At 62.7% G+C, this 12586-nt stretch carries 13 protein-coding genes; 3 read left to right on the forward strand and 10 right to left on the reverse strand.

Features of this window, described 5'->3' with window-relative positions:
- The first annotated feature begins 33 nt into the window (after positions 1-33).
- Positions 34-1164: an FkbM family methyltransferase gene (locus BMZ21_RS05235; protein ID WP_091830375.1), complete on the forward strand. Its 1131-nt coding sequence runs from the start codon at positions 34-36 to the stop codon at positions 1162-1164.
- On the opposite strand, the gene BMZ21_RS29840 is transcribed toward BMZ21_RS05235, so the two are convergent.
- From BMZ21_RS29840 to BMZ21_RS05280, 10 genes are all read right to left on the reverse strand, one after another.
- Complete coding sequence (locus BMZ21_RS29840) at positions 1139-1588, reverse strand: hypothetical protein (protein WP_143079650.1); 450 nt, start codon at positions 1586-1588, stop codon at positions 1139-1141. The genes BMZ21_RS05235 and BMZ21_RS29840 overlap by 26 nt on opposite strands.
- A 166-nt stretch (positions 1589-1754) precedes the next feature.
- Positions 1755-2498: a WbqC family protein gene (locus BMZ21_RS05245; protein ID WP_167561528.1), complete on the reverse strand. Its 744-nt coding sequence runs from the start codon at positions 2496-2498 to the stop codon at positions 1755-1757.
- Between the two features lie 17 nt (positions 2499-2515).
- Complete coding sequence (gene rffA / locus BMZ21_RS05250) at positions 2516-3703, reverse strand: dTDP-4-amino-4,6-dideoxygalactose transaminase (protein ID WP_091830381.1); 1188 nt, start codon at positions 3701-3703, stop codon at positions 2516-2518.
- Between the two features lie 259 nt (positions 3704-3962).
- Positions 3963-4124, reverse strand: a complete 162-nt coding sequence (locus BMZ21_RS30245) for a hypothetical protein (RefSeq protein ID WP_167561529.1) — start codon at positions 4122-4124, stop codon at positions 3963-3965.
- 303 nt (positions 4125-4427) lie between these two features.
- Positions 4428-5708, reverse strand: coding sequence for a glycosyltransferase (locus BMZ21_RS05255; RefSeq protein ID WP_167561530.1), 1281 nt, complete (start codon positions 5706-5708; stop codon positions 4428-4430).
- Entirely contained in the window at positions 5705-7036 is a 1332-nt protein-coding gene (locus BMZ21_RS05260; RefSeq protein ID WP_091830385.1) for a glycosyltransferase family protein, read from the reverse strand. Before BMZ21_RS05260 ends, BMZ21_RS05255 begins: the two co-directional genes overlap by 4 nt.
- Positions 7037-7152: 116 nt before the next feature.
- Positions 7153-7818 (reverse strand): D-glycero-alpha-D-manno-heptose-1,7-bisphosphate 7-phosphatase, encoded by a 666-nt coding sequence (locus BMZ21_RS05265; protein WP_167561531.1) that lies wholly within the window; start codon positions 7816-7818, stop codon positions 7153-7155.
- A gap of 65 nt (positions 7819-7883) precedes the next feature.
- A complete protein-coding gene (locus BMZ21_RS05270; RefSeq protein ID WP_167561532.1) occupies positions 7884-8939 on the reverse strand; it encodes a glycosyltransferase family 4 protein in 1056 nt (351 codons plus the stop codon).
- 100 nt (positions 8940-9039) lie between these two features.
- A complete protein-coding gene (locus BMZ21_RS05275) occupies positions 9040-9756 on the reverse strand; it encodes a sugar phosphate nucleotidyltransferase (protein WP_167561533.1) in 717 nt (238 codons plus the stop codon).
- Between the two features lie 53 nt (positions 9757-9809).
- A complete protein-coding gene (locus BMZ21_RS05280; protein ID WP_244543695.1) occupies positions 9810-10370 on the reverse strand; it encodes a D-sedoheptulose-7-phosphate isomerase in 561 nt (186 codons plus the stop codon).
- A 24-nt stretch (positions 10371-10394) separates the two neighbouring features.
- On the opposite strand from BMZ21_RS05280, the gene BMZ21_RS05285 reads away from it, so the two are divergent.
- Entirely contained in the window at positions 10395-11528 is a 1134-nt protein-coding gene (locus BMZ21_RS05285) for an NAD-dependent epimerase/dehydratase family protein (protein ID WP_244543696.1), read from the forward strand.
- A gap of 63 nt (positions 11529-11591) precedes the next feature.
- Positions 11592-12584: a GHMP family kinase ATP-binding protein gene (locus tag BMZ21_RS05290; RefSeq protein ID WP_091830397.1), complete on the forward strand. Its 993-nt coding sequence runs from the start codon at positions 11592-11594 to the stop codon at positions 12582-12584.
- Positions 12585-12586: the final 2 nt, after the last annotated feature.

Genomic DNA, 12586 nt, shown 5'->3' on the forward strand with positions numbered 1-12586 from the left:
TCGTCGCAGTGGATTAGGGGCCCGCGTCAAGAAATGCTCGGAAAACTGAAGCACATGGTCGTTTTGGCTCTCCCGCCGCTGCGCCGAGTCAAACTGCAGCGCGATCAGCTGTTAGCCGAGCGCCGCGAGATGGAACTGCGGCGCGACCAGTTGGTGGCCGAGCACCGCGAGATGGAACTGCAGCGCGATCAGCTGCTGGGGGAAAAGCGTGAACGGCTGGCCGAACGCGTTGAGTTGGAGAATCGGCTTCGTGACGAGAGTGGCAGTGCGTTCATTTCAGTTTTCCGCTTTTTGAAACCGACGCTTCAACCTGGCGACGCCGCAACAAGCGAGCAGCGGACGGCAGTCGCTCAGGAATTAGGGTGGCGTGCGATAGCCTTCGGTGCGGTGTCGGCAATCGAAGCGTCCGATGAGGCATGGTTCCGTGTCGAATTGAACGGCGTGCCTGTAGTGCTGCCGCGCTATACGCTCATGACGATGAGGCACTGCGTGCATCTCGATCACGCTGGTCATATACGTCTCCTGGTAGAGACCGATCACTGGCAACGCATGCGCGCACTGATCGAGCCTGGCACCCTGTTTCTGGATGTCGGAGCGGCAACGGGCGCCATGACCGTCCCCTATTCGATCACTGTTCCCGAAGGCGCAACACTAGTCGCCTTCGAGCCCTCCCGACGAGCTATGCGGCACCTGCGAGAAACCCTCGTTCGAAATGGCGGCTCTTCACGCGTGAATTTGGTCGCTGCTGCAGTCTCGGATATGCAAGGCGAGGCGGAGTTTTTTGAACAACCTGAAGATCCGACGGGAGAAGTGCCCTTCCTGCCGGAATCATCACGACTTGGACAGCGCGACGATGCGTTCCTAAGCAAAGCAGAAGCGTATTCGGTCGATGTCATCACACTCGACGGACTAGCCGGAAATCTCAATTTCGCCGACCGCTCCAGAATTGTTATCAAGATCGACGTCGAAGGTTACGAAGTCGAGGTCCTCAAAGGAGCAACCAAGCTTCTTACGGATCATCCCAACGTATTCATTTCCACGGATATTCACAATAAGCCCGGCTCAGCGGAATTAACAGGCCCGGATGTCGTATCGTTTCTATCGAACATCGGCTATAAAATCGAGACGCATGGGCACGTCATCTTCGCCCAAAAGGGCAGTTAGAGCATATTCGAGCGAAGTAGGCACCGGCTCGCGCGAAGACAATGCTCTCACTCTTCGACGCGAGCCGTACCAGCACCGCAAACTCCCACAACCTGTAATCCTGGAGCAATGCGACCTGCCGCCCATAGCGGCTCAGGCAATTGGCCGGCATGGTGAGGGGATCGGCATAGAACAGATGCGGCTGACGTTTGTCGGGATCGGATGATAGCGTCAGCACGTTGAAATCGAATCCCTTCGTGCTGCCGCTCGCACTTTGATCGATCGTCTCGTCGACGTAGCCGACCCAGCCGGCCGGGTCAGTGCCGCGCCGCACATTCAGGATGCCGCTGGCGAGGCCGCAATCGCATGCCTCCGGCGCGGCGGCACCGAGGTGCCAGCATCGGTCGTCCCCTTCGCCATGCATCTGACGGGCGGCTACGATCATGCCGGGCGCGATATCACACCCAACATTGCGCCCATGATGGCGAGCTTGTCGCAAGACGGTGAGAGGAAATCGCCGTAGCCGCAGCCCAGATCAAGGAAGAAGCATCGGGATCATGCTCGATCAGCCTCAGTCATCCCCGCCTGACGTTTCGTTGGGCCTCACCGGATCACGCGGCGTGGCTTCGATCCTGGAATGTGGCACGCGTCGCTTCAAAGCCCAGATTCAGCAATGGATCGATAATCGACACTGCCGGCACGAAATCCCCCCAGAGCTGCCGGTATGGGATCAGACTGTTGGCATAGTCCATCCATTCGACCTCAAGACCGGCATCCTGAAATCGCGCTTCGTCGAGATAGCTGCGCGCGGACGGCCCGGATAGGTAGGATGTCCCCCCCGCCGCCTTGGCCAGGTCGATCAGTCGCTGGGTCGGATCGGCAGCGTCGAGGCTTGCGCGCGCGATGAGGTCGACATCCACCAGAAGCGGCGTCTTGATCTCGAGTGCTTCGCACAGGGCACGGGTCAGATGCTGATTGACCGCCGACAGAGAGTTCTGGTGCGCAATCGCGGCAAAGGCATCGGCCAAGATGGGGTAGACCGCATCATAAGCCTCGGCCCGACGGTAGGCACCTTGAATGCTGCGCAGGTGCGTGGCCGCCCAGTTCGGGTCATTGATGATGACGGAATCGATCGAGGCGTGAAAATTGCCCTTCTGCTTCACCGGGATCGACAGCCAGGACGAGCCGTTCGGCGTCTTGATGGCGTTGCGCGTTCGCCAGTCGCGGCGCGTAAACTGGACGCTGTCGAGAAATACGAACACGTCGCAGCGACCGATCATGTCAAAATATCCCCGCCAGGGAATATAGCTCGACTGGATGATGCCGACGCGACAGCCTTTCGATGGTGCAGCCATGGCGGAGCTCGGCATGATCAGGATTTTTGCCCGAAGAAGCCACTGATCGTGTCGACGATGCGGTTTACGTCGTCAGCGGTGAGCTCAAGATAGAGCGGCAGCCGCAGCAGCGAATTGCTGACGGAATCGGTCACGGCCAGATCACCATCGGTCCGGCCGAACTTGCGGCCAGCCGGTGCCGAATGCAGCGGGATATAGTGAAACACGGCGTTGATATCATGGGCCGCCAGATGCTTGATGAGTGCGGCCCGCGTAGGCTCGTCCTTGAGCAAGAGCCAGAAGATGTGGCCATTGGCATCGGTCCCTGTCGCCTCGGGAATCACGATATCGCCGCGCTTGGCCAGCAACTGCAGGTGCTCACGATAGAGATCGTACAGGGCGCGGCGGCGGGCACAGATGGCCTCGACATGCTCGAGCTGCGCGAAAAGAAACGCACTGACGATCTCGCCCGGGCAGTAGGACGATCCGATATCCTGCCATGTGTACTTGTCGACCTGGCCGCGGAAAAACCGGCTGCGATCGGTGCCTTTCTCGCGAATGATCTCGGCGCGCTCCAGAAAGCGCTCATTGTTGACGATCAGCGCGCCGCCCTCACCGGAGATGACGTTCTTGGTTTCGTGGAACGACAGGCAGCCCAGATCGCCAATGGTTCCCAATGCCCGCCCCTTGTAGAAAGACAGGTGCGCCTGCGCGGCATCCTCAACGACGAGCAGCTTGTGGCGCGCGGCGATGGCGAGAATCGTGTCCATCTCACAAGCGAGGCCGGCATAATGCACCGGCACGACGGCACGTGTCCTGGGCGTGATGGCGGCTTCGATCAGGTTTTCGTTGATGTTCAGCGTGTCCCGCCTGATGTCGACGAAGACAGGCGTGGCGCCGCGCAGCACGAAGGCCGTCGCCGTTGCCGAAAACGTGAAGGACGGCATGATCACTTCGTCGCCCGGTCCGACACCTGACAACATGGCCGCCATCTCGAGCGCCGCCGTGCAGGAATGCGTCATCAAGGCGCGGCGCGCGGGCAGATGCTGCTCGAGCCACTTCTCGCAACGCTGCATGAAGGGGCCCCCGCCCGCAATCGTTCCATTTGCGATTGCCTCGGCTATATAGCCCAGCTCATTGCCGACGATAGCGGGGCGCCCGAATGGGATCTTGGATGTGGCAGCGCGGGCGCGATATGGCTCGGCAAAAGCGGACTTGTTATTCATCTTGCTGCTCTCTCGGTACTTTTTGCCGCTTTGACAGGCAGATAGCATAACGTCCGGCTATGTCGCGCGGAAACCCTGCCGATAGAAACCCTGCTGATTGGCTGAGCCACCACTGACGGGCCCACGCATGTCTAGAACGATTGAAGAAGCGATTTCAACGTTGACCAGCCTGGGCGGCGACGCCGTCAGCGCCAGGCGATTGAGCGCTGGGGCACCCTGCCTGCGCCCCAGATCAGGCTGATCTGTGATCTGGCCGATTTCATCTTCTTTCTGGCCTGGTGTTTCGACGATTCCAGCTTCCGGCAAAGAGCGCGCTATCGACTGTGAAGGCAACGATCTCGTATTCGCTATCACGATCGAAATAGAAGGCGACGACCTCCGCGATCTGGCCAGTACCGAAAACGACCAGCTTGCGTCTCATCGCATTCCCCCTCCAGTGTGCGACAAAGGCGCAAGCTCATCATCGGCGAAGCGGCATTCGTGGCATCGATCGCGCTCATGCCAAGGAAAATCATCTGATCCGTTCCACGCATCGATGACTGTCAGACTGGACTGTCTTTCGGCGACCATCCTGGATCCTCGAACGCGATCATCCTGTGGGCGCCGAATGCCACGCTGATCTCGGCTCAGGATGTCGATCGCTTCGACGATGGTCTGTTGTCCGGGTCGGGGTGAGTAGGTACCCGCCATAGTCGCTCCTGGCGAGCGCCTTGGCATCGCCCGTTCAGCGAGAAACCGAGGCAAAGGCCTTCGCCAGGGCCTCGCCGAGCGACTGTCCGCGCGCCAGACGTTTCAGCTTCGCCCGGTTCCGTTCGAGATGTTCGGGGCTTTCGAGGAGTTCGAGTATCTGGTTGGCCCAGCTTTGGTCGAACGGGGGCGGATGGGCGAGATCCGCGGCGTCTCCCAACCCGCGCAGGCCAACGGGCGTGGCGAGAACCGGCTTGTCCATGCCAATGGCTTCCAGCGTCTTGATCGAGATTCCGGTGCCGGTGAGTAGCGGCACGATCACGAGACGGGCCGCATCGTAAAGTGGCCTCAGATCCCGGACTCGTCCGACGATGTGGAGACCGGGAAGCGGGGCGAGGTCGAGATGCTGCCCGACGGCGCCGGCAATGACGAGATTGATGCCGCGAGCGGACAGGAAAGGACCGAAGCAATCGCGCACGAACGCGGTGATGCCTTCCCGGTTGGGACCATGCGCGCCGCCGACGAACAGAAGGTCGACAGCCTGGCTGCCCTCTAGGGAGGCTGTCGCTGGAGTTTGTGCCGCAGCCCGCGCCTCCGGGCCGGATGCGGCAAGCGCATCCGCGAGGTGCAACGGTCGAAGCTGAAGCGCGGCCGCGACATCCCTGGAGAGCCTCACGGGGATGCCGACAAGACACGGGTGCTCCGGCGCCGCGAGCGTGATCCGCTCTGCTTCCTCGGCGTTCAGCGCGATTCTGCCGCGATCCTCCCGCAGGATCTGCGCGATGGCGGGCGATGGTGCCGTGTCGATCCAGTCATGGAGGATGAGCAGCTGCCGTTCCGGGGGCGCCAGATCGTTGGCCACCGATATGCCCGACAAATAATTGCAGATGACGAAATCGGTCTCGTTTCGCAACCCGAGCCGGATAGCTTGCGTATCGAGCACGTCCGAGGTCGCAAGATCGGTATCCAGGGACCAGTCTTGCCGCAGGACAGCGATCGCGAGCCGCAGGATCGCGCTCCACCGGCGGGGGCGTCGCCAGCCCAGCCCAACCACGGTGATCTTGTCGAAGCCAAGTGCCCGCGCCTGCGAAAGCGCCTGTTCGGCTTGCTCGGAGCGCCAGCTTCGCAAAGGCGACAGGCTCGGCGCGGTCAGCACGAGATGGCTGGCATAGCCTTGCTCGGCCAGCCATTCATGTTGCTGGCGGAGGACTTCTGCGGCTCCCGCCGCATCGCGCAGATGCTGCGCGGGAAATATGATGGCGACCCTGGCGCGGGGCTTTCCTGGCGCGGGCGATTCGCTGAGACCGATCTCCGTCACGTATCCCGGCCAGCCGTTTCGAGCGCGTTCTTCAGGATGCCGACGAGATTCGAGCCATTGTGGAAGGCGCGCCATGCCGGAGCGTTTCGCACCGCAGCCTCCGAAAGGGCGTCGAAGGACCGGATCGCGGTCGCAACGGCCTGGCCCAAGTGCTTCGGGGTATCGAACTGGACATTGGTTCCGGCGGGCGCAGTGTCCGACAGCCAGGTGCGGGATGGGATCACGACCGGCTTTCCGGCTGCGATCGCCTGCACAAGGATGCCCGAGCTGCGGTTGCGATAGTTCTGGGCGTCATAAGGCAGGATGACGATATCGGCATCCGACAGCAGCGTATTGAACTCGTCGACGGCGAGCACCTGTGTCAGCAGCTCGACCTGAGTGGTCGGATATCGCTTTAAGGCAGCGCGCGCTCGGGCGATGACATCGTCCTCCAGACTCATGGCGGCATTGGATTGAGCGACTAGCCTGGCCGTCCGCCCGTCGATCAGCGTCTCGCCGAGCTCGCTCATGAGCTGCGGCAGATGATCGTATCCCTTTTCGACGCGGGCATCGCCGACATAGGTCAGCCGGAGCGGGCCGGCTTGGCGCGACCGGCCGACCGGGTGACCTGCGGGAGCGGGATAGGGAACGGGCAGCACCCGGAAGAGCAGATCGGGTGCCATCTCGCCATACTGCCGGGCCAGCCCCGCGCTGTCCGTATAGAACGCGATGCGCCGGGCCAGCGCGGGTGCGGCGGCGAGGCGCTCGAACGCGCCCGGCGCCCCGCCCCACGGGCCCGAGCGGATGCCGGGCTCATCGGCGTCGCGCCGTAGCACGACATGCAGCATCGGTCCGCCTTCGACAGTCGCGAATGCTGCCATGGCCGAATGCAGCTCGGACATGTTGATCGTGTGAATCAGGACATGGTCCTGCGATCCGAAGCCTTGGGCATCGAGATATCGCCCAAGTTCAGCGCCGAAAGCCGGCAGGGGCATCGTCTTTGCTGGCAAGGTTGCTCCTTGCCTGGCCCTCAGGCGACCGAGCACCGAGACGCCCACCCGGATGAGCGGCGCGCGCAGCGATATCGGGAGCTTCTGCAACAGGCCGCGCGCAAGCTGGACGCTCCTGGACCGATCGACGCTGTAATAGGTCTGCGTGAACCAGGGCGTTGCCGGCATGTCGCCGAAAAGCGCCTGGTCCTTGAAGCTCGCATGGGCCAGCACGGAGGCCGACAGGCCATGCTCAGCCGCGCTGTCACCGACCGCGAGATCATATTCGAAGTGATGGCCGACCATGTCGCGAAGCGACTGGTCGACGATCAGGAGGCGGGCTTTGCCCTTCAGGGACATCGGCGAAGGCCTATTGAACCGGAGCGCACTTCGGGCGCGCAACTGGAAACAACTCCAGATTGTTCCCCATTCGCAAATTCACATTGGAGCATGGCATGTCGCGGAACTCGGAATTTCTATCCAAGTCGATGATCGTGCAGAAGTTCGCCAATAGCGATGCCGGCGTTGTCGCGCACGGCGGCAGCAAACGTGCCGTCCAGAAACGGCGCCCGCAACAAGGGCATCGATCGGGCTTCGGCTTCGCCATGCCCAGTCTTGACCAGGAAACCGCCGGCCAAACCAGCTTTCAACCCGGCCTCAAGATCCGAAACCTTGTCGCCGACGATCCAGGACCGGCCCAGATCAATGCCGTGGCGCTCGGAAGCATAGTCGAGCATGCCGCAATTCGGCTTCCGCCAGGCATGGTCCGCTACGGCAAGGGGGCCCGCTCCGACCCCGTGATAGCCGCAGGCCAGAACGACGTCCAAGCTCGCCCCGGCCGCAGCCAGCGCGGCGACGATGGCTGATTGGACCTTGGCGAAATCCTCCCAGCCGTAATATCCGCGCGCAATCCCGGCCTGATTCGTCACGACGATCACGGGAATCTCGCGGGCATTGGCCTTGGCGATAGCCTCCGCGACGCCGGGAATCATGACCATGTCCTCGGCGCGCGAAAGATAGTGGGTTTCCTCGACGATGACGCCGTCGCGATCGAGAAACAGCGCCGGTCGTCCCGCGAGTTCACGCCGCGTCGGGCTTTCGGCCCAAAGCCCGACGCCGTCGATCAATCCCTCGAAACTCACTATGCGATTCCTGCTGCCGGATTTTCGTACATAGTCTGTGGAAAGCGCCGCGTCATGCGTCTGAATCAAGCGGTCGCTTTGGCGAGAATGGCTGGCCACGCGTTGAAGGCCAGCTCGGCCCGGGCAAAAGCGGCCGTCGATGCCGAGCGCGCAGCGTAGGTGTCGCGGTTGTCGAGACAATCGGCGACCGTTGCTGCGATCGCCTCGGGAGTCGCAGCCGCTGCGATCCAGCCCGCCGCACCGTAACCGATCTGCTCGGCGAGAGCGCCCGACGGCGTCACCAGGCTCGGCATCGCGCCATAGAGCGCCTCCGCCACGGAGCCGGACTGGCTGGCGTCGCGATAGGGGCAGAGCATGATGTCATGGCTGTCGATCAACTCTTCGACCTCGGCTTCCTCGAAAGGTCTCAGGCGCGTGAGATCGACCTGCGGCATACCGCCGAACCAGCGTTGCACCTGCTCTCGCTCGGGACCGTCGCCGGCAATGGTCAGCCGCCAGTCTGTTCGCTGTGAAAGCTGTGAAAGCGCCTGCGCCAACAGGTCGAGGCCCTTGTAGGGCAGCAGCCGCCCCATGAACAGGAGACGCAGCGGTCCTTCCGGGTTCGGACGTCCGCCGCGTCGCGGCTCCCGCGCCAACATGTGGAGCGGCACGACATCGATCGCGTCAGCGGGCAGTTCCGGGTGAAGCTCACGCATGCGCGCTGCGACGCCTTGCGACATCGCCACGACCGCATGCGCCTGGCCGACCAGCCAGCGCTGCGTCGCGCGCTGATAGGCCGGCGCGAAATCGCCGGAGTGGGGCTCCGCGTCGTGGACGACATAGACCAGCCGGCCCCCCAGGGCTCTGACAAGCAAGGCCAGCGGGCACGCCAGGGCGAAGTTCATCGGGATGATGACCACCTTGGGGCGGTGACGCAGCAGCGCGGCGAGCAATTGGCCTGCACGCCGGGGCGCCGCCAGCAAAAGCCCCAATTTGGCGCGATGTCCCGCCGCCCCGCCAACGGTGAAGACACGGTGGCCGCGCTGGCGCGCCGCATCGACGAAATCGCTTTGCGCATGCATCAACAGCGCGACCGCTCCGGCGCCGTAGGCGTCGGAGAGGCGGTCCGCGATCCGCATCATCACGCGCGATCCCGCCCCGCCTGTACCCCAATACCAGATAGCGCTCTTCATCCCGGCCTTTTCGGGGGCGTCGCCGGCCACGCGTCCGGCTGTGCCCTTCTCAACAGGGTGCCAAATGGGCGAGATGGGTCGTGACGAAGTCATTGGCACGCATCATCGCTTCGGGAGTGCCGATGTCGATGAAGGGCGCTTGCGCGCAATGCACGACCTGGAGATTGCGGCCGGCCGCGAGCATCTCCGGAATCAGGTCCCGCTCGAGACTCGAGGCTCCCTGCCGTCGCAGCGGCATCAGCGCGGCTTTGCGAAACAGATAGATGCCGCTGTTGACGTAGCCGGTACCAGGCTGCTTCTCGCGAAACCGCACCAGCTTGCCGTCGTCGTCGCTGTCGAGGCTGCCATAGGCCGACGTGTCCGGCACATGGACGCCGATCAGTCCGCCATCGACCCCTGGCACGAGCCGCAAGGCCAGCAACCGGTCGATGCCGGTCATGCAGACCCCGTCGCCGTTGGCGACGAGAATCCAGTCGCTGGCTTCGTCGAGACAGTTCAGCAGCCCACCGCCGGTGCCCAGCGCCTCACGCTCCTGGACGCTGATGCGCCGGCAGCCGGGAAACGCGTCGCCGCGGCACCAGTCGTCGATCTGACTGCCCTTGTATCCGGTGGAATAGACGAAGGAACGCAGTCCCGCAGCTGCCAGATAGAGGGTCAGCCAATCCAGGAAGGGCCGGCCGGCCACCGGGATCAGAGGTTTCGGAACATCCGGAAAGAGCGAGCGGATACGGGTGCCTTGCCCGCCGGCCAGGACGACGGCGGTCACATCGTCGATCGGCGCGTTCTGGGCGGCGCTCTGTTGCGGAAGGGAGGGCAGCGTCAGCGTCCCATCGTGGCGGTTTCAACGTGCTCGCAGATATAGTGGTACAGGACGATGTGGACCTGCTGGATCAGCGGCGTTGAACGCGACGGCACGTCGATCAGGACGTCGCTATGGGCGGCCATGGCGCCGCCCCCTTGTCCGGTCAGGGCGACCGTCTTCATGCCGAGAGCGCGGGCAGTCTCGAACGCTTTGACGATGTTGGCGGAATTACCGGACGTGCTGATGCCGAGGACAACGCCTCCCTCTTGCCCGTACGCCTCGACCTGGCGGGAGAACACGGTCTCGAAGGAATAATCGTTCGACCAAGCGGTCAGGACGCTCGGGTTGCTCGACAGGCAGATGCAGTTCAGGGCCTTGCGCTCTTTCAAGAAGCGGCCGACCAGTTCGCCGGTGATGTGCATCGCGTCCGAAGCCGAGCCGCCATTGCCGCAGACGAGCAGCGGCTTGCCAGCGGAGAGCGCTTCGCTGATGATCGCGACGGCCGCGTCGGCGCGGGCGATGCCGGGGTGGGTTTCGCTGGCCGCTATGACACGGCGCGACTCTTCCAGATAGGACAATATACTCAAGATTTGAGCTTTCGCGTGGGCCCCGAATACGGCCGGTCCGCCGGGCAGGCGTGGTTTAATCGGCCTTCGACCGCAGCGTCAAGGGGAGCGCGGCGACGGCGGCGGAAGGGGTTGTGGTGCTTTCCCAGTTTGTCTAAAGAGCCACTGCTCGCCATACGCTTCCAGAAACAATGGCGGCCCGAAACGATTCCGAGCGGGGCTTTTTTCAAGATGGCACAGCGTATTCTGGTGACCGGTGCAGCCGGCTACATTGGCTGCATCCTGATACCCGATCTGCTTCGCGAGGGGCACCAGGTCATTGCGCTCGATACCTATAACCGCAACGACACCGTGCTGGCCCAGCTTTGTGCCGATCCCAATTTCGAGCCGGTGCGGGGCGACGCCCGCGACGAGTCCGTGATGAAGTCGCTGGTCGCGCGCGCCGACGTGGTGATTCCGCTCGCTGCATTAGTTGGTGCACCGCTGTGCAAGCAGGATCCGATCGGCGCGGTGACGACCAATCTCGATGCCGTGCGCTTGGCCGTGAAGCTCCTCAGCCCAAGCCAGCGGATCGTCTATCCGACGACGAACTCGGGTTATGGGGTCGGCACCAAGGGCGAGATGTGCACCGAGGAGACGCCGCTCAACCCGATCTCGCTCTACGGGACGACGAAGTGCGATGCGGAGAAGGCCGTTCTCGACAACGGCAACGGCATCACCTTGCGCCTCGCCACGGTGTTCGGCATGGCGCCGCGCATGCGCGTCGATCTGCTCGTTAACGATTTCACCTATCGTGCGGTCACCGACCGTGCCGTCGTGATCTTCGAGGGTAATTTCAAGCGCAACTACATTCATGTGCGCGACGTCTCGAAGGCGTTTCGTCACATGCTGGCGAATTACGACAAGCTCAACAACAACGCTTTCAACGTCGGCCTGTCCGATGCGAACCTGTCGAAGCTGGAGCTCTGCGAGCGCATCAAGCGCTTCATCCCCGAGTTCTCCTATCTGGAATCGCCGATCGGTGAGGATCCGGACAAGCGCGACTACATTGTCTCGAACGCCAAGATCGAAGCTTCGGGCTGGAGCCCGGACCATTCGCTGGACGCCGGCATCCAGGAGCTGATCCGCGGCTATCGCATGATCCGGAACAGCAAATTCTCGAACGTCTGATCTCGGGGCCTCGGGACAAGGCGCCTCCCGCATGGAGGCGCGCCGCCGTGCCAGGAACGCACAATGCTCATCACCTCGCGAACCCCATTGCGCGTCAGTTTCTTCGGCGGCGGCACCGACTATCCCGAGTACTTTTCCCGTTTTCCGGGCGCGGTCGTCGGTATGGCGATCAATAAGTATATCTATATCAGCGCGCTGCGTCTCGCGACCTTTATCGATTACAAGTATCGACTGAGCTACAGCCGCCTGGAAAATACAACCCGGATCGAGGATATTCAGCATCCGGTCATTCGCGAGGTGTTGAAGTACTATAAGGTCGACGAGGCACTCGATATGAGTGTGATTGCCGATCTTCCGGCCAGCAGCGGCCTCGGAAGCTCGTCGGCCTTCACGGTCGGCTTGATCAATCTGGTCAAGGCACTGAAGGCCGAGCAGATGACCCGGCTCGATCTGGGGCTTGCCGCCATCCACGCCGAGCGCGAGCTGCTCAGCGACAGCGTCGGTGTCCAGGACCAGCTGCATGCGGCCTTCGGCGGGCTCAACCGCTTCGATTTCGTCGATGGCCGGATTCGCATATCGCCCGTCCAGATGCATTCCGACAGTCAGAACATGCTGCTGTCCTCCCTCGTCCTGATCTATACGGGCATCCAGCGTTCGGCCTCGGCCACGGTGAAGGAGCAGATCGAGGCGACGCGCGAGCGCAAGGTCGACCGCGAGCTCGGTGAGCTTCTGGCGTTGACAACGCAGGCGGTCGAGGTGCTCGAAGGCTCCGATCCGGAGCGGATGCTCGCGACGTTCGGCGCCATGATGCACGAGGGCTGGATGATCAAGCGCAGCCTTTCGACCAAGGTTTCGACGCCCGAGATCAACGAACTCTATGATGCCGCGATCGAGGCCGGAGCCTATGGCGGCAAGCTCTGCGGAGCGGGCGGGGGTGGCTTCCTGCTGATGGTCATTCCGCCCGAGCGCAGGGCCGCGTTCAACGAGAGAATGCAGAAGGCGTTCCTGATCCCGATCGACATGGACAGGCAGGGTTCGGCGATCCTGCAAAACTGACC

Source organism: Allobosea lupini (genome assembly GCF_900109525.1).
GTDB classification, from domain to species: domain Bacteria; phylum Pseudomonadota; class Alphaproteobacteria; order Rhizobiales; family Beijerinckiaceae; genus Allobosea; species Allobosea lupini.